The sequence below is a fragment of the Flavobacterium sp. genome, from assembly GCF_043778725.1.
Taxonomy (GTDB): domain Bacteria; phylum Bacteroidota; class Bacteroidia; order Flavobacteriales; family Flavobacteriaceae; genus Flavobacterium.
The window spans coordinates 1-13,765 of record NZ_JAYWFT010000071.1; the positions used below are offsets into that span (position 1 = coordinate 1).

Annotated in this window: 14 protein-coding genes, 1 tRNA gene and 1 pseudogene; 2 read left to right on the forward strand and 14 right to left on the reverse strand. The window is 30.6% G+C overall.

Annotated features, from left to right (window positions below):
• Positions 1-46 precede the first annotated feature (46 nt).
• From ACH2CG_RS06395 to ACH2CG_RS06460, 14 genes and pseudogenes are all read right to left on the reverse strand, one after another.
• Entirely contained in the window at positions 47-298 is a 252-nt protein-coding gene (locus ACH2CG_RS06395) for a GIY-YIG nuclease family protein (protein WP_395063356.1), read from the reverse strand.
• 193 nt (positions 299-491) lie between these two features.
• Positions 492-564 (reverse strand) — tRNA-Met (locus ACH2CG_RS06400).
• Between the two features lie 177 nt (positions 565-741).
• Complete coding sequence (locus tag ACH2CG_RS06405; protein WP_395063358.1) at positions 742-1,557, reverse strand: endonuclease/exonuclease/phosphatase family protein; 816 nt, start codon at positions 1,555-1,557, stop codon at positions 742-744.
• A 275-nt stretch (positions 1,558-1,832) separates the two neighbouring features.
• On the reverse strand, positions 1,833-4,334 hold the full coding sequence (locus ACH2CG_RS06410; RefSeq protein ID WP_395063360.1) for a DEAD/DEAH box helicase family protein: 2,502 nt from the start codon (positions 4,332-4,334) through the stop codon (positions 1,833-1,835).
• Positions 4,335-4,597: 263 nt separating this feature from the next.
• Positions 4,598-5,437, reverse strand: a complete 840-nt coding sequence (locus ACH2CG_RS06415) for a Fic family protein (protein ID WP_395063382.1) — start codon at positions 5,435-5,437, stop codon at positions 4,598-4,600.
• A pseudogene (locus tag ACH2CG_RS06420) lies at positions 5,423-5,688 on the reverse strand (Fic/DOC family N-terminal domain-containing protein); the annotation flags it as partial. The pseudogene ACH2CG_RS06420 and the gene ACH2CG_RS06415, both read right to left, overlap by 15 nt.
• Before the next feature lie 11 nt (positions 5,689-5,699).
• Entirely contained in the window at positions 5,700-7,244 is a 1,545-nt protein-coding gene (locus ACH2CG_RS06425) for an Eco57I restriction-modification methylase domain-containing protein (protein ID WP_395063362.1), read from the reverse strand.
• Positions 7,237-7,902: an SAM-dependent DNA methyltransferase gene (locus ACH2CG_RS06430; protein ID WP_395063364.1), complete on the reverse strand. Its 666-nt coding sequence runs from the start codon at positions 7,900-7,902 to the stop codon at positions 7,237-7,239. Before ACH2CG_RS06430 ends, ACH2CG_RS06425 begins: the two co-directional genes overlap by 8 nt.
• A 114-nt stretch (positions 7,903-8,016) precedes the next feature.
• Positions 8,017-8,382, reverse strand: a complete 366-nt coding sequence (locus ACH2CG_RS06435; RefSeq protein ID WP_395063366.1) for a DUF6567 family protein — start codon at positions 8,380-8,382, stop codon at positions 8,017-8,019.
• Between the two features lie 83 nt (positions 8,383-8,465).
• Entirely contained in the window at positions 8,466-8,681 is a 216-nt protein-coding gene (locus ACH2CG_RS06440) for a KTSC domain-containing protein (RefSeq protein ID WP_395063368.1), read from the reverse strand.
• Positions 8,678-8,983: a DUF6804 family protein gene (locus tag ACH2CG_RS06445; RefSeq protein ID WP_395063370.1), complete on the reverse strand. Its 306-nt coding sequence runs from the start codon at positions 8,981-8,983 to the stop codon at positions 8,678-8,680. The genes ACH2CG_RS06440 and ACH2CG_RS06445 overlap by 4 nt, the downstream gene beginning before the upstream one ends.
• A gap of 265 nt (positions 8,984-9,248) precedes the next feature.
• Positions 9,249-9,917 (reverse strand): response regulator, encoded by a 669-nt coding sequence (locus ACH2CG_RS06450; protein ID WP_395063372.1) that lies wholly within the window; start codon positions 9,915-9,917, stop codon positions 9,249-9,251.
• A gap of 6 nt (positions 9,918-9,923) precedes the next feature.
• Positions 9,924-11,585 carry a hypothetical protein gene (locus tag ACH2CG_RS06455; protein WP_395063374.1) on the reverse strand — a complete coding sequence of 554 codons (1,662 nt, stop codon included), beginning with the start codon at positions 11,583-11,585 and terminating at the stop codon, positions 9,924-9,926.
• A gap of 50 nt (positions 11,586-11,635) precedes the next feature.
• Entirely contained in the window at positions 11,636-11,842 is a 207-nt protein-coding gene (locus ACH2CG_RS06460; RefSeq protein WP_395063376.1) for a hypothetical protein, read from the reverse strand.
• Between the two features lie 326 nt (positions 11,843-12,168).
• Between ACH2CG_RS06460 and ACH2CG_RS06465 the strand changes: the two genes are divergently transcribed.
• Positions 12,169-13,008, forward strand: a complete 840-nt coding sequence (locus tag ACH2CG_RS06465; protein ID WP_395063378.1) for a hypothetical protein — start codon at positions 12,169-12,171, stop codon at positions 13,006-13,008.
• Between the two features lie 250 nt (positions 13,009-13,258).
• The gene (locus ACH2CG_RS06470; RefSeq protein ID WP_395063380.1) at positions 13,259-13,705 is read left to right on the forward strand and encodes a KTSC domain-containing protein; all 447 of its coding nucleotides are present in this window, start codon (positions 13,259-13,261) and stop codon (positions 13,703-13,705) included.
• Positions 13,706-13,765 lie beyond the last annotated feature (60 nt).

Sequence of the window (13,765 nt, forward strand, 5' to 3'; positions counted from 1 at the left end):
GACTCGAACCTGTGTCCGCCGCGGCGGATAAGAGCCCGACGAGTTATTATTTTAGAATTAAGTTTTTAATAAACTCTCTTCCTGTTCCAGACTTTAGAAATTTTTCTCTTTTCATGGCTTCCGCTTTAGAAGAGAAAAATTCGATATGAATTACAGTCCAAGGTCTAAATTTTTTGGTATGTCCTTTTGTTCCTAAAACGTTATGCGATTTGAAACGTTCTATGAGGTTCGATGTAAAACCGGTATAGTTTTTATTGAATTTTTCAGAATATAAAATGTAAACCACAAATTCATCCATGATAGAAAGTTTTTAAAAACAAAAAAACCAGCTTTTTCTGAAGCTTTTATAGTAGTTTCGCACTGGCGGAGACTCGAACCTGTGTCCGCCGCGGCGGATATGAGCTCTCCTAATTTGTGTCTACAACCTGAATAAAGCTTCCTTAAAGCTAAGATAAATAAAAAAAGCTTCAGATTTCTCTGAAGCTTTCTAGTAGCGGGAACAGGACTCGAACCTGTGACCTTCGGGTTATGAGCCCGACGAGCTGCCTACTGCTCTATCCCGCGATGTTTCGAGTGCAAAGATACAATGTTTATTTACATCTGCAACTATATTTTATTATTTTTTTGTTTTTATTGTATTTAACTGAAAATGAATTACTTAAAATATATTTTTTTTTTGATTTATGCTTTTTGATTTGTAAACCGTTGTTTCTTACTGCTAAAAAAAGTTGTGCTTTGGCTTTATTTTATAAAAAAAACTGTTGTAATTGGTAAATGATCCGATATTTTTCGAGCTTCTTGTAGTGTATTGAAGGAATTATAAAACAAAATTGCTTTGCTGTTTGCTATTTTAATCTTTGTTGTATTGTACCAAATGTTATCAAACTCTGATGCCAAACAGTTTTCGTTCTTACATTCTTTCTTGAGTGATGTTTTTTGATTTTCTAATGCGCAGTTGTACCCCATTTTTCGCAACGGAATAAAAACCGTGTGCGATTGCGGACAATTGAAATCTCCCAAAAAAACCAAATTAAGATTTGGATATTCTGCAGGTAGGAATTTGAAGTATTTAATTTCGGTTTCGGGTTGTTTACTTTTAGTTATCGCATGAAAATTGGCTATTGTTACTTGTTTGTTATTGTACTCGAAGGTGCAATAAAACGGTTCGCGGTCAATTTCGAGATTGTATTTTTGTTCTAACCATGCGGCACCAATTTTTTTGACTTTAGCCGTTTTCCACAAAAAAGTATAACGCTCGGTTTTGTATGCACTGCTTGTTGTTGGGTCACTAATGGTGTACTCCCATTTGGTACCTTTTCTATTAAGTTCATCCGCTAGTTTTGCTACTGCTTGTGCACCACCATTGCCTGCAACAACTTCTTGCAAAGCCACAATGTCATAATCTTTGACTGTATTGGCAATAAAAGTTATAGTAGAATCTGATTTGGATTTACCAAAGTTCTCTAGGTTCCATGATAGTAGTTTTACTTGGGAGAAAGCTTGACCAGCTACAAAGAGTAGTACTAGAAGTTTTTTTGTTATCAAAATGCTGTTCATTTTAGAGTTTTATTGATATTCGCATATTGCGGTGTGTTATGTTTTATTGATTGAATGTTGTATATTATATCTTATATCGCGATAAATGATATATAATTGCATGACAATGTTTTATAAAACAATATTGGGTAGGGTATATGCGATATTATATTTTATTACTTTTTGTCCTATTTAGTATTCTCTTTTATTATGTTATGAATACAAGCGACTTCGCAGAGCATTATTTCTTTTGAGTTTATAATTTTTTAAATACGGATCTATTGCCATCATAAAGGTTATTTTTCCACCGTATTTTCAAATTCTTGTTTAAACTCTTCCACACTAATTACAGTATCATAAAGTCCGATTTTTTCTTCTGGATGTTTATTGATTCCCGAATAAGATAAACTTGCATCTTCATATCTTTTGAAACCACCAACTGCCAAATTCATATGAGCATTATTAAAAACTCCAAGACTTACAAGTAATTCAAAATCTTTTACATTCAAACCTGTTACTTTTTTAAATAATGCCGGCTCAAGTTGCGTAATTACATCTTTCAAACTTCGCTCACGATAATCAGTTAAATACATAAAAACTGGAATTCGCGTAGCGAATTTTATTAGTTTATCTTGTATTTCTTTTCTTTTATTTTTATATTCTTTTTCTTCATCAGTAAGTTCTTTTTTCTGTTTTGGTGTTAATTCTTTTTCGTTTGCTTCGGCTTTTGTTTTTTTTATAGATTCCGATTTATTTATAATGGTTTCAATATCTTGATTTAAGTTTCTAAATCCTTCAATACTCTTTAATGCTTCCATTGCTTCTTTGCTATTCATTAATCTTTGCAAAGTTATATTATCAACATTAACTAAAGATGCGTGTTCCCATCTTTTCGCAAGTAGTGTTGCTGTTGTTCCTTTAAAAGCATAATCTAAAACATCAATTGCACTTAATTCATTCATTGAACTGCCGTCATATGCTAATATTGGTAAAAAATTTATAAATTCTTGTACATTTTTTTCAAAATTATTTTGATTAGTATTTAATTTACAACTATAATCAGCAATTTGTCGCAATGCTCTATTTGGTGCAAAATCAAAAACATAACATTCGTGTTTTATAATTTCTTCTCTATTTGGTGCATTTTTATCAGGATTTTTTATTGTCCAAGGCGTTTGAACTCTAAACATTGCTTGAAAATAAGTTTCAGGACTTGATGAATTTCGTAACATAAAAATCCCTGTCCAAGGTTTTACAGAAACACCAGTTGTTAGTTTTCCGCAAGATAATGTTATTGTTTTAGTTTGTAATGGATTGGCTAATGCTTTTTCGACTGGTTTTAACGCTTCAACTCCAATTCCTGCGCTTGTTCCTGCACAAACAATTACATTATAATCGTGATAAAATTTATTTTGTTTTTGGTCAATCAAATTTTTCATTGCGTGACAAGAGGCGACAGTTGGCAAAAACCAAAATGTATGTTGCAAAACATTCAATAATCGAGTATCAGAAAATGGCATTGGTGGTTTTTTATGACCCATTTTTAGATTGTCAATTGTTGTTTCAGCAAGATTACCACGAATTAAATCTAACCATTTCTGAACTTCGTTTTCGTATTTGAATTTTGCGTGTTCTTGTTCGCCATCGGCGGAAAAGAAAACATTCAAATCAAATTCGTTAAACTCGCCTTTCATTGCAATTTCTATTATTGCATCAGGCATTCGGTAAGTTAACATTACCATTCTTGGTAAAGATAAATATGGATTTTTATCGCCTTTCCACTCTATTTTTGCTTTTTGTTCGTCAGAATAGGTCCAATTAAAAATTTGGTCTTCCAAAAATTCTCCTGAACTTATTGCCCTAAAAGGCGTTCCGGATAAATATAAATAATAATCAGTTGTAATTGGCATGTTACTTTCGTCGAAATAATCCATACCAAAACCTTCTGCAAATTCTTGTTCTCGTTTGCTTTCTGCCTCAAAAAGTTCTTTGGCGTTTTCTCGCCACGCACCATAATGATATTCGTCAAATGCTACACAGTCCCAGTTGGTTGTGTGAACCCATTCGTTTTTAGATTTAATTCCGCCTGCGGAATTTTTGCCCAATAAATCTTGAAAAGAACCAAAAAACACAAATGGTTTTTTAGTGTCTATATTCTCAAAACTCAAATCGTCTTCTTTGTTTGAAACAAATTGCCAACCGTTGAAATCTAAATGCGATTCTAAATCTTCTTTCCACGCACTTTGAACCGCAGGTTTAAAGGTTAAAACCAATATTTTTTTCCAACCCATTTTTTTGGCTAATTGATAGGTTGTAAATGTTTTGCCGAAACGCATTTTTGCGTTCCACAAAAAATGCGGAATTTGGTCTTTATTTTCTTTTTTAGAACTCTTGAAATAGGCTTCAGTTTTGTTAATTGCTTCGGTTTGTTCTGGGCGAAGCCCAAAATCTAGCGTTCTTTTTTCTTCGTTTACAACGCCAGTTTTTATTTCAAGAATACACGCTTTTACTTCTTTCAATGCACATTCAAACCATTCGCCGTTTATGTGTTTTACTTTTTTTGAATTAAGTAATTTATGAATGTCTTTGTCTGTAAAAAGTGTTCCATCGTTGCGAATTGCCAATTCTTCGAGTATAATTTCATAACTCATATTTGGCAATTTTACAGGATATTGAGCGGCTACTCTTTCTACGGCAGTTTTAGTGGTATAGCCTACTTTTATACAATTAGCAAAACGAGTATCGGTATAGCAATATACTTTTGGAATGCTTTTTTCAGGGAAATAGTTTTTACTCATTTTGTTACTTTGGATTTACTTTGCAAATAAAAAATCTTTTAAAATCAATAGCTTATGTTGTTTTTGGATTTACTTTGCAAATAATATTTTATCTATTCATTGTTGGCTATTGTGTTCTCTATGTTTAAAAAAACAATAAAAATCATCATTCTTTTTTTAAATGTTGATTGAATCGACATAGATTGAAAGTATGTCGAAATAAATTAAAAAAATCGACATAGATATGCTAAGTGTTTATTCAATCGACATATCATTTTTTTTAATTATTTTGATAAAACTTCAATTAATTTTTTGTTTATATAATATATTTCATTACCAATTTTAAGTGAAGTTAGTAAGCCGTCGGCTTCTAGTTTTTTCAAATACTCACTCGCTGTTTGTCTTTTGGCAATATTATGATCTTCTAAAACTTTAATTTTTATGTATGGATGACTAAATAGCAAATCAACCAACTCTTTTGAATAGGAAGATTTAAGCACCTCTTTAACTCTTATTTCTGCATCAACTTTTAATTCCAAAATGGCGTTGATTTTTCTTAAAGTCATTTCAGATGTTTCTGCAACTCCGTTTATAACAAACAAAACCCATTCTTCCCAATTATTATCTTCGGTAATTGATTTTAGCAACCGATAATAGTTTGATTTGTTTTGTATGATATAATGACTAAGATATAAAACAGGTAATCCCAATAATTCTTGCTGAATAAGATATAACACATTCAATATTCTTCCTGTTCGTCCGTTGCCATCGCTAAAAGGGTGAATAGCTTCAAACTGATAATGGATTAATGCCATTTTAATCAATGGGTCTAAATCAGAAAACTCGGAATCATTGATAAATATTTCCAGTTTTGATAATTTATCTCGAATTAAATTTTCGCCTTCTGGTGGTGTATATACGATTTGATTATTAGTAGGATTTCCTAATTTTGTTCCTGTATTTTTACGAATATTTTCAGACGAACCACGCAGACGCTGCATTAAACCTACTAATAAATTGGTTGTTATCAAATTGTTTTTTTTCAATTCTTCAATTCCCCAATAAATGGCTTCTCGGTATTGTAATACTTCTTTGGCAGCTTGGTTTTTTATAGCATCACCCATTAAAGTTGCTTTATACAGCTCATCTTGGGTAGTTACAATATTTTCGATGCGTTAGACTCTTTACTTTCTTGTAGCACTATGGTGTTTAATAATAATTTAGGATAAGGCAAGGTTTGACAATACCCTTTCAATTCTGCCAATAACTTATTTGCCCTGATGGTAGCTTTGAATATAGCAGTGGTTTCCAAATTGTTTTTGGGAGGTAAATCAGGTAGGCTATTGTATGGTAATTCTCTATTGAATTTTGACATAATTAAATATTTTATTCATTGTCTTCGTTTTTTCTATTTCCCATTAATTCGGTTGCCTTAATTTTTGAATCTATAAACTCCCATTCTTCTGGATTTATTCCCCACTTTTTACACAACATTTCATCAGTATATATTCCATCGTAAGTTCCTAAATCAGGAATAAGTGCGAAATTTTGTTTCGTAACGTGTTGTGAAACAACTGTTTGAAGTAAAAGAAATCGAACAGTTTTTGTAAATAAGTACGATTTAAAAGATTTTGTTTCTGCTTCTGTCGAAAAAGCTCCAGCAACAATAAACGATTCGGTGCAACATTCGTTTGGTTTTGCTAGTTTAGTATTACCATCGTAATAAAATCCTATTGGTTTTGAGAAATCTGTTTGCCCAGCAATTGGAGCAGGTGGAACCAATAATTTCCATTTATTAAGTAAGTTTTTGTCATCGCTTACATCTTGTTCACGAGCAAATTGTAATCCGATTTTTTGTGTGTACCAACAAGGAATTCCTTTTTTTGTTGGTGTATAATTAGTTGGTAAACCAAATGGCTTTCTTGATGAAACTAAATCATTTAAAAATTTACTTTTTATACCGTGTTGCAATTGTACTTTTCGGATAATTGGAATTGCTTTACTTTGTCTAATTAATATTGGAAATTCGTCTAATGCTCGTTCTAATTTTACAATTTCGTCGCTTTTAAAATTGGTAATTTCGCATAATCCTTCATTGTCTTTATCCCAAAGAAAATAACATATTCCGCCAGCAACATCTACACCTGGAAATACTTCGTTAGAATTTTCAAAATCTACGATTTTGCGTATTTTTTTATCCCCAAGCATTTCTGCTCTAAATTCGTCTAAACCTTTTCCGCCTGCATACCAACGAGCAGGAATAATCATTGATAAATATCTTGGATTTAACTTTTTGGCTTGTTGAATAAATTTTTGATAAATTGGCTTTGCACTTTTTCCGTGTCCATCATCACTTAATTGATAAGGAGGATTTCCTATAATGACATCAAATTTCATTTTTTTAAATATTTTTTCGGGATTGTTGGTATGAATAAATTGGTAAGCATAAGTTTCTAATGCTTCTTCTCGGTCATAAACTTCTTGACTTGCGTTGCAAAAAGTACATTTTCCATTTTTCCAAGTATGATTTACTTTATCAAATAATATATTTCCTTTTTCGTTGGTAAATGTTTCACAAATAGAGTATTTGCTATTTGCTATTTTTGAGCAATACAAACTTCTACGGCTCAATAATGAAGTCAATTCAGTTATAGCAATACCAAATAGTTGTTTATTAAAAATGTGGTTCAATCTTTCTTGTTGGTCTGGAAATTCTTTTTCTAAACCTTTCATTAATCGTTTTGCAATTTCTCGCAAAAATACGCCAGATTTACTCACAGGATCAAGAAAAGCCGTTTTTGAATTACTAAATAAGTCTTGTGGTAAAATGTCCAACATTTGGTTTGCCAAATTTGGTGGCGTAAAAACTTCATCATTGCTCAAGTTAGCCAAACAAGTTAATACATCAGGATTGTAATTGGTTTCAATCATTTTCGGCTATTTTTAAAAAATGTTTCAAAGGAAATTCTGCAACTGGTTGCGGAATAAAAACTGGCTCTTTATGGTCTGAAAATAAATTCATTTCGTTATCGTCAAACTCTACGTTTTCGAGTAATTTATCTAATTGAAAATCTCTTCGTTTTAGTAAACTTCCGTTTACTGCGCTCCATTCTGAAAACGTTATTGGGTTTCCCAATATAGTTTTCATTGTTAAAGCATCGCCCCAAATTATATTTTTTGATAGAATGAATTGAGCCGATTTTAAAAAATCTTCGTTGAAATCTTTCTTGTAATGGTTTATATAATATTTTGTAAAAATTCCTAACAATCTATCTCGGCAAGCGTTTACATTATCTTCAAGAATATCTACACCGTAAATACTCGAAATTGCTGTAACTGCATTTCGTTCATATTCGAGTTGGCTTTTTTTGTAACGAGTTTCGACAACTTTTAGTTTTCTTTCAAGAATTTCTACTAAAAAGTTTCCAGTTCCACACGCAGGTTCAAGAAATCGAGAATCAATTCTTTCGGTTTCTTGTTGTACAAGGTCGAGCATAGCATTTACTTCACGTTTGTTTGTAAAAACTTCTCCGTGGTCAGTAACTCTTTTTTTTGTTTTAACTTGCGCTTCTTCTATTTCTCTACTCATTATATATATCAAATACTTTAAGATAGCGAAGTTAGTTTTTTTTAATTAAGTATTTAATTTTTAATATAATTTCATGACATTAACATAATTAATGTCATGAAATAAATGCCTTAACTACTCTGTAAATTCAACTAGATAGGCAGAACAAGTAATTGTAATTTTTGAATAGAATGGAAAAAATCCATTAATATGTTTATCATAAGTAATATAAACAACTGCTTGCGAATCTTTTAAATTGGCATTTTCCATCATGTTGTTTTTTGCCTTCTCAAGCAATGCACGATTGGCAGAACCTCCAATTCCACAAATGTATTTATTGGAAGATTCGCCACTTACCTTTCTGACAATTTTGAAATTTTTTTTGGTTAATTCTACATTCGTTTGGCTAAGATTACCATTTCCCATAACTGAAGCACTACCACCACAACTTGTTATTAAAAACATTAGTGATAAAACTAAAAAGCATAATACTCTTTTCATAAAATATTTATTTATTAATTATTTCCTACTCTATTCTGGCTTTTCGGTTCCGCCATAAATAAATCTTCACCTATTTAAATCCTTTATCCATCCAAAGCATCGAAATGATACTTACACAGCACATATTTAAAATAATATTCTTCTACACATGTGGCTTTCATGAGTGAAACAAACTCGTTTAGTGGCACATTGAAGTAGTGGTGAATTACTTCTAGGATAAATTCTATTTCTAATATTTCGTTTATTTCATCATATCCTATTGCCATTATATTGGTGGCGTTTACTGGAAATCTATTCATGGCTTTGACGCTATTTTGGTTTTTTCTTTAAATCCATATATTAAAAATAATGCAGCTATAATTATATCTAGCGGCATCCAAATGATTTTTTGATACAAGTAAATGGGAACTAAAGGATTGAATAAAATGAGAATGATAATAAAGGCCATTCCAAGTAAATTGACGTCTTTCTTTACTTCGTTAACGAGTATAACTAGTGCGCCTAGTGTTATCAATATTCTTAGTAAGGTGTAATAACCTATGGGCATTTGAAAGCAAGCAATTATTAGAAATGCAGCACAAAACATGCATAATATTTTCATTTTTTTAGTTTTAGTTTTACTTGGGGTCAAACTTATTGTGATTTTTTACCGATTCCTTACGGTAAACCGTAACGAGGTAAAAAAAACTAAAAAAAATTGATGTAATTGTTCTAGTTCTGCACAAACACAATGATTTGAAGTGCTTTAGAACTTTTGTAATTGATGAATGATTTTATAAAACAAGAAATATTCTTACATAAAACACATTGAAATTGTATTTTAGTACTGATAATGATACTTTTATAAAATAAATATAAAATTGTGATTATACTATTCCTAAATCTTTGGCAATAGCAATTAAATGGATGGTATTATTGGCCTTAAAATAGTCTTTTAATTTGCCTATTCTTTTCTCTATCGTGCTTTTACTGTTGGGTTCTATACCCAATTGTTTAAATTTTAAATCCATTTTTTCTTGTGAAACACCAATAGAAAGTTGCTTTATAAGTTGAATATCGTAACTGTCAATTTCATTAACGGTTTCATCTTTAAGGATATGTTCCATTTCGGGCGAAATATAGGTAGTGTCGTCTTGGCAGAGTTTTTTTATGGCTTTTTTAAGTTGGCTTATGCTTCTTCTTCCTTTGGCTACAAACCCATTTACTCCGTAGTTTTCAAAAAGTGATTTTATAAAAAAAGCTTTGTTCTCTATAGAATGTACAATAATTTTCAACTCGGGCTGCTCGTTTCTTGCCCAAGCAATTAATTGATCACCTTGTGCTAATTTAATTTTTCTGTTGTCTTGTATAAAGGATAAATCGGTAATTAGAAGATCAAACGGCTGGTTGTCTAACAGCGCTTTTCTTATTTTTATTTGGGCATCATCGCAGTATTTGGCATGGTGAATTTCGGTTACTCCAATTTCACTTAATACTTGCATTACTGCCAAATTAATACTGTCAAAATCTTCGGCTATTATTACTTTTTTAAACATTGTAGGTTATTTTAAAACGGTTATTTTAGATTTGAATCCTTTATTGGTTTCCGATTCAAATGTAATGCTTCCTTTTATTGCCAGAATACGGTTTTCCGCATTTAACAAACCTTTTTTTAAATTTAACATTTCAGAACTTCCTATTCCGTTATCAGAATAGCTTATTTCTATAGTCTTTCGGTGGTTTTCTAGTTTAATCACTACTAGGGTACTTTGACTATGTTTTTTCATATTTACCATTAATTCTTGTAAAACTCTATAAACAGCAATTTTTGTTTCTCGCTTTACTTTGCTCCAGTCTAAGGTATTGCTGTGGTTAATAATGACGTTTACATCTTTGCTGTTATAATTGGAAAGCATAGCTTTCAAATAGGATTCATAGTTGTTGCCCGTTTCAATTTCGCTGTTTTCGCTAGATATATTTCGTGTTAAAGTATATATCTTATCAAGATTTTCTACTAGATATTCTTTCTTGTTTGGATCATCAAGATTTTGTGTATCTGCATAAGTCATAATATTAAAAACATCATTTGCTAATTCATCATGTAGCTTTTTAGAAATTCTAGTCTCTGTAGTGTAAGTTATAATTTGTAATTTTCGTTTGTTTTTAGATTTATAAACTTTTATTGAAAGAATAAATATAACAATAATTAGGAGTAGTATTATTATCAAGATCTGTTTCTGAATTTTGTATTTCTCGGTTTCTTGTAGCGCTTTTTTCGAATCGTATTTAATCTTAGAAAATTGATTTTTATCCATTTGCCTAACTTTAGCGATGCTATCGGATAACTTTATTTGCTTCAAGGCAAAATTCTTGGTTTCTGTTGGCGCGCTACTCATTATTTGAAACTTTAATGCTTCAATTCTATCGTCGGGACTATTAATTGCCGATGCTGCTACGTATGCTTTCTGTGCAAATTCCTTACTTAACGTAGGATTCTTTATTTGATAATATTCGCCCAAATGCATGTAGGAAGCAATTAACTCGGAGTCGTCTTTACTACTTTCTCTAATTGTTAATGCTTGGTTTAAATAAATTATAGATTGCGGATTATTGAGTTTGAAATAAGCATAGCCTAGATTGTCTATAACTTTGGCATAGGTTACTTTATTATTTATTAAACTATCGTTATTAAGTATTGTTTTTAATGTAGTAACTGCTTTGTCATATTTTTTAGATTCTATGTAATTGTAACCAATATTATTGATGATAATATTTTTTTCGCTTTCTACAGAAGTGCCTTTTAGTGATAAATTATAATATTTAAATGCCAATTGCAAGTCGTTTTGCTCTTGATATGCAAGTCCCAAAAGATTGTAAACACCAGTTTTATTACTATAATTGGGATGAATGTCAAGGATTTCTGTTGCCGTTGTTTCGCTTCCAGAAAAATCACATTTAATCTGTTCAATCATAGCCATGTAGTATAGCGCGTAGACTATTCTATCTTTATCCTCTTTTTGGCAAATTTGTTTTGCTTTATAAAAATAATAAAAAGAACTGTCAAATTGTTGTGTTGCGTATAATGCTATTGCTTTTTTAATTGCAACATCATAGTTTACAATGCTTAATTTTTCATCATTTTTTTTATTGGAACAAGCCACAAAAAAATAGGTGCTGAGAAGCATCAGAAAAAAAATCGGAAAACGGAACTTTTTAAGAATCATTTTCCGAAATTATAGCTTTAAATTAGAATAGAAAAATAAATTTTTACTAATTATGGATGTGGCGGTGGCGGTGGCGGAATTTGTCCTCCTTGACCTCCAGTTTCTGTAGAGTCACCAATAAAAAGGGTTTTGGCAAAATCATTTTTAATTTTGCTATTTTCTTGTAAATTAGGTTGTGATGAAAAATCGGAATCACTGGTGCACGATACTGTAATCTTAGCAGCTACCAAGAGTACAATAAAAAATAATTTTCTCATTGTTAATTGTTTTAAAAATTAGACATAATTGTGGCTGTCGATTTTTTTCGAAAGCAGGAATAACAGTTTTTTACTGCTACTTTTATTGAGTACTCAATGGTTTTAGGGAAGTAAGCGGAAGTCGTAGAAGCAATTAATTATACTTCCCAGAAATAAAAATCACTACTACGCTGTGTCGCTTTTTAGAACTAGTTTTGTACATTTGTTCCTATCGCGAAATAGAACAAGAACTAATTCTGAGGCAAAGAAATATGGTTTTTGACTGAGTGTTTACAAGGAATTCCTGAAATTCCTAGTATTCCAAATGATTCCTAAAAAATCCTAATATGATCACTAACTACAATCGGCTTGAAGAATATAAAAAAGAAATTAAAGCAAAATATGAGCTTGAGAAAACAGCAATTTATTCAAGCTTTTTATTGCAACCTTCAAGAGCTCAGTTGAGAAAACTATGCATTGAACGATTTAAAGAGAATAAAAAAACAGACGATTTATTGAGTTTCAATTTGTTCTTTGGATTTGAATTTTCATCAGACAATTTAAATAAGTTAAAGGCTCAAACAGATAAATTTAGACCTATAGAAACTTTTCTAAAAGGCGAAACCGATCTAATGGATCTTGAAGGAATAAATCTTGCGGCTATTCTTGTGGACTTTAATAGAAGACCTTTCACAAAATATTGTAAAACCGAAAGCGAAACATACTTGATTGAAAAAGTCGAAAAGAATTTAGATAGTGAAATGACAACCAAGAATGGTCCTAAAAACAAATTGAAAAAAAAAATAGGGATTGGAATGCTTTGTTTGTTTGGTTTATTTTCTACAAGTTATATTGGGAAAAATTTTATTGCTTCCTCCTATAAGTGTATGCAGTGGACAGGAGATCAGTATGAATTAGTTGATTGTGAAAATGAAAAAAAAGGTATTGGAAGCTTTTATGAAGTTAAGCCTTATGATGCAAATACATTCGAATTGAAGAGAATTGAAATAAGTGACACAACAACATTCTTTAAATATGGAAAGCCACAAGTGTGGTATCATAAAATGAATAATGAAATAGAATATTTTAATACCGATGGAAAACATCCTGTAACCTCTAAAGATTTAAAACCAATTACAAAATATATGATTAAAACACATTTAAAAAACATTAAAAGACATAAATAGAGAGTATAAAAAGATTTTTTTTCAAATTTATAAATGTCATTTATTTCTATTTCAAATTACTTTTAGTTAAAATCATAAGGTTGGTAATTTGAATTATTAATACTACCTTTGCCAAAAATATAAAAGCACTAATATTAAGATTTTTTAGAAAGCAAATAATAAGCTAAAAAATTTAATTATCACAGAGAATGAGACTAATAAACAATTTCATTTTACTTATAAAAGGCTTTTACTATATTAAAATTATTTTATGAAAAGAGTTGTTGAGTACAGAAAATTATTGGAAGTTGACAAGAATGTAACTTTGAAAGAATTGAAAACTATTTACAGAAATAGCATGAAGGATAATCATCCTGATAAATTTGTAAATGACGAAGCAGGAAAGCTTGCTGCAGAAGAAACTAGCAAGAATATTATTGGTGCTTACCACTTCTTGGTAAGTATTTCTAACGAAACGATAGAAAAGAATTTACCTGAATATCAAGAAACAATTAATAACTTTAATATTCTTGACTTTAGATTAGAGAAACAAACTTTATTAATCACTCATTTAAATGGTGTTTCATACGAATATATTGGTGTTCCTAGAAATATTTATGTAAAAATGGTTAATGCTGAATCTCCAAACCGTTTTGCAAAACGTCATATCTATGGAAATTTTATCTATAGAAAATCTGGAGAAGGTACCGAAGAATAATTTTTCATTATATAAAAAAAAATCCGCCAATTGGCGGATTTTTTTTTATATAATGAAAAA

Coding starts and splice junctions, on each gene's coding strand:
- ACH2CG_RS06460 (WP_395063376.1), bottom strand. CDS start 11,842: ATGAGAAAATTATTTTTTATTGTACTCTTGGTAGCTGCTAAGATTACA.
- ACH2CG_RS06445 (WP_395063370.1), bottom strand. CDS start 8,983: ATGAAAATATTATGCATGTTTTGTGCTGCATTTCTAATAATTGCTTGC.
- ACH2CG_RS06440 (WP_395063368.1), bottom strand. CDS start 8,681: ATGAATAGATTTCCAGTAAACGCCACCAATATAATGGCAATAGGATAT.
- ACH2CG_RS06435 (WP_395063366.1), bottom strand. CDS start 8,382: ATGAAAAGAGTATTATGCTTTTTAGTTTTATCACTAATGTTTTTAATA.
- ACH2CG_RS06450 (WP_395063372.1), bottom strand. CDS start 9,917: ATGTTTAAAAAAGTAATAATAGCCGAAGATTTTGACAGTATTAATTTG.
- ACH2CG_RS06410 (WP_395063360.1), bottom strand. CDS start 4,334: ATGAGTAAAAACTATTTCCCTGAAAAAAGCATTCCAAAAGTATATTGC.
- ACH2CG_RS06465 (WP_395063378.1), top strand. CDS start 12,169: ATGATCACTAACTACAATCGGCTTGAAGAATATAAAAAAGAAATTAAA.
- ACH2CG_RS06415 (WP_395063382.1), bottom strand. CDS start 5,437: ATGGGTGATGCTATAAAAAACCAAGCTGCCAAAGAAGTATTACAATAC.
- ACH2CG_RS06405 (WP_395063358.1), bottom strand. CDS start 1,557: ATGAACAGCATTTTGATAACAAAAAAACTTCTAGTACTACTCTTTGTA.
- ACH2CG_RS06455 (WP_395063374.1), bottom strand. CDS start 11,585: ATGATTCTTAAAAAGTTCCGTTTTCCGATTTTTTTTCTGATGCTTCTC.
- ACH2CG_RS06395 (WP_395063356.1), bottom strand. CDS start 298: ATGGATGAATTTGTGGTTTACATTTTATATTCTGAAAAATTCAATAAA.
- ACH2CG_RS06470 (WP_395063380.1), top strand. CDS start 13,259: ATGAAAAGAGTTGTTGAGTACAGAAAATTATTGGAAGTTGACAAGAAT.
- ACH2CG_RS06425 (WP_395063362.1), bottom strand. CDS start 7,244: ATGATTGAAACCAATTACAATCCTGATGTATTAACTTGTTTGGCTAAC.
- ACH2CG_RS06430 (WP_395063364.1), bottom strand. CDS start 7,902: ATGAGTAGAGAAATAGAAGAAGCGCAAGTTAAAACAAAAAAAAGAGTT.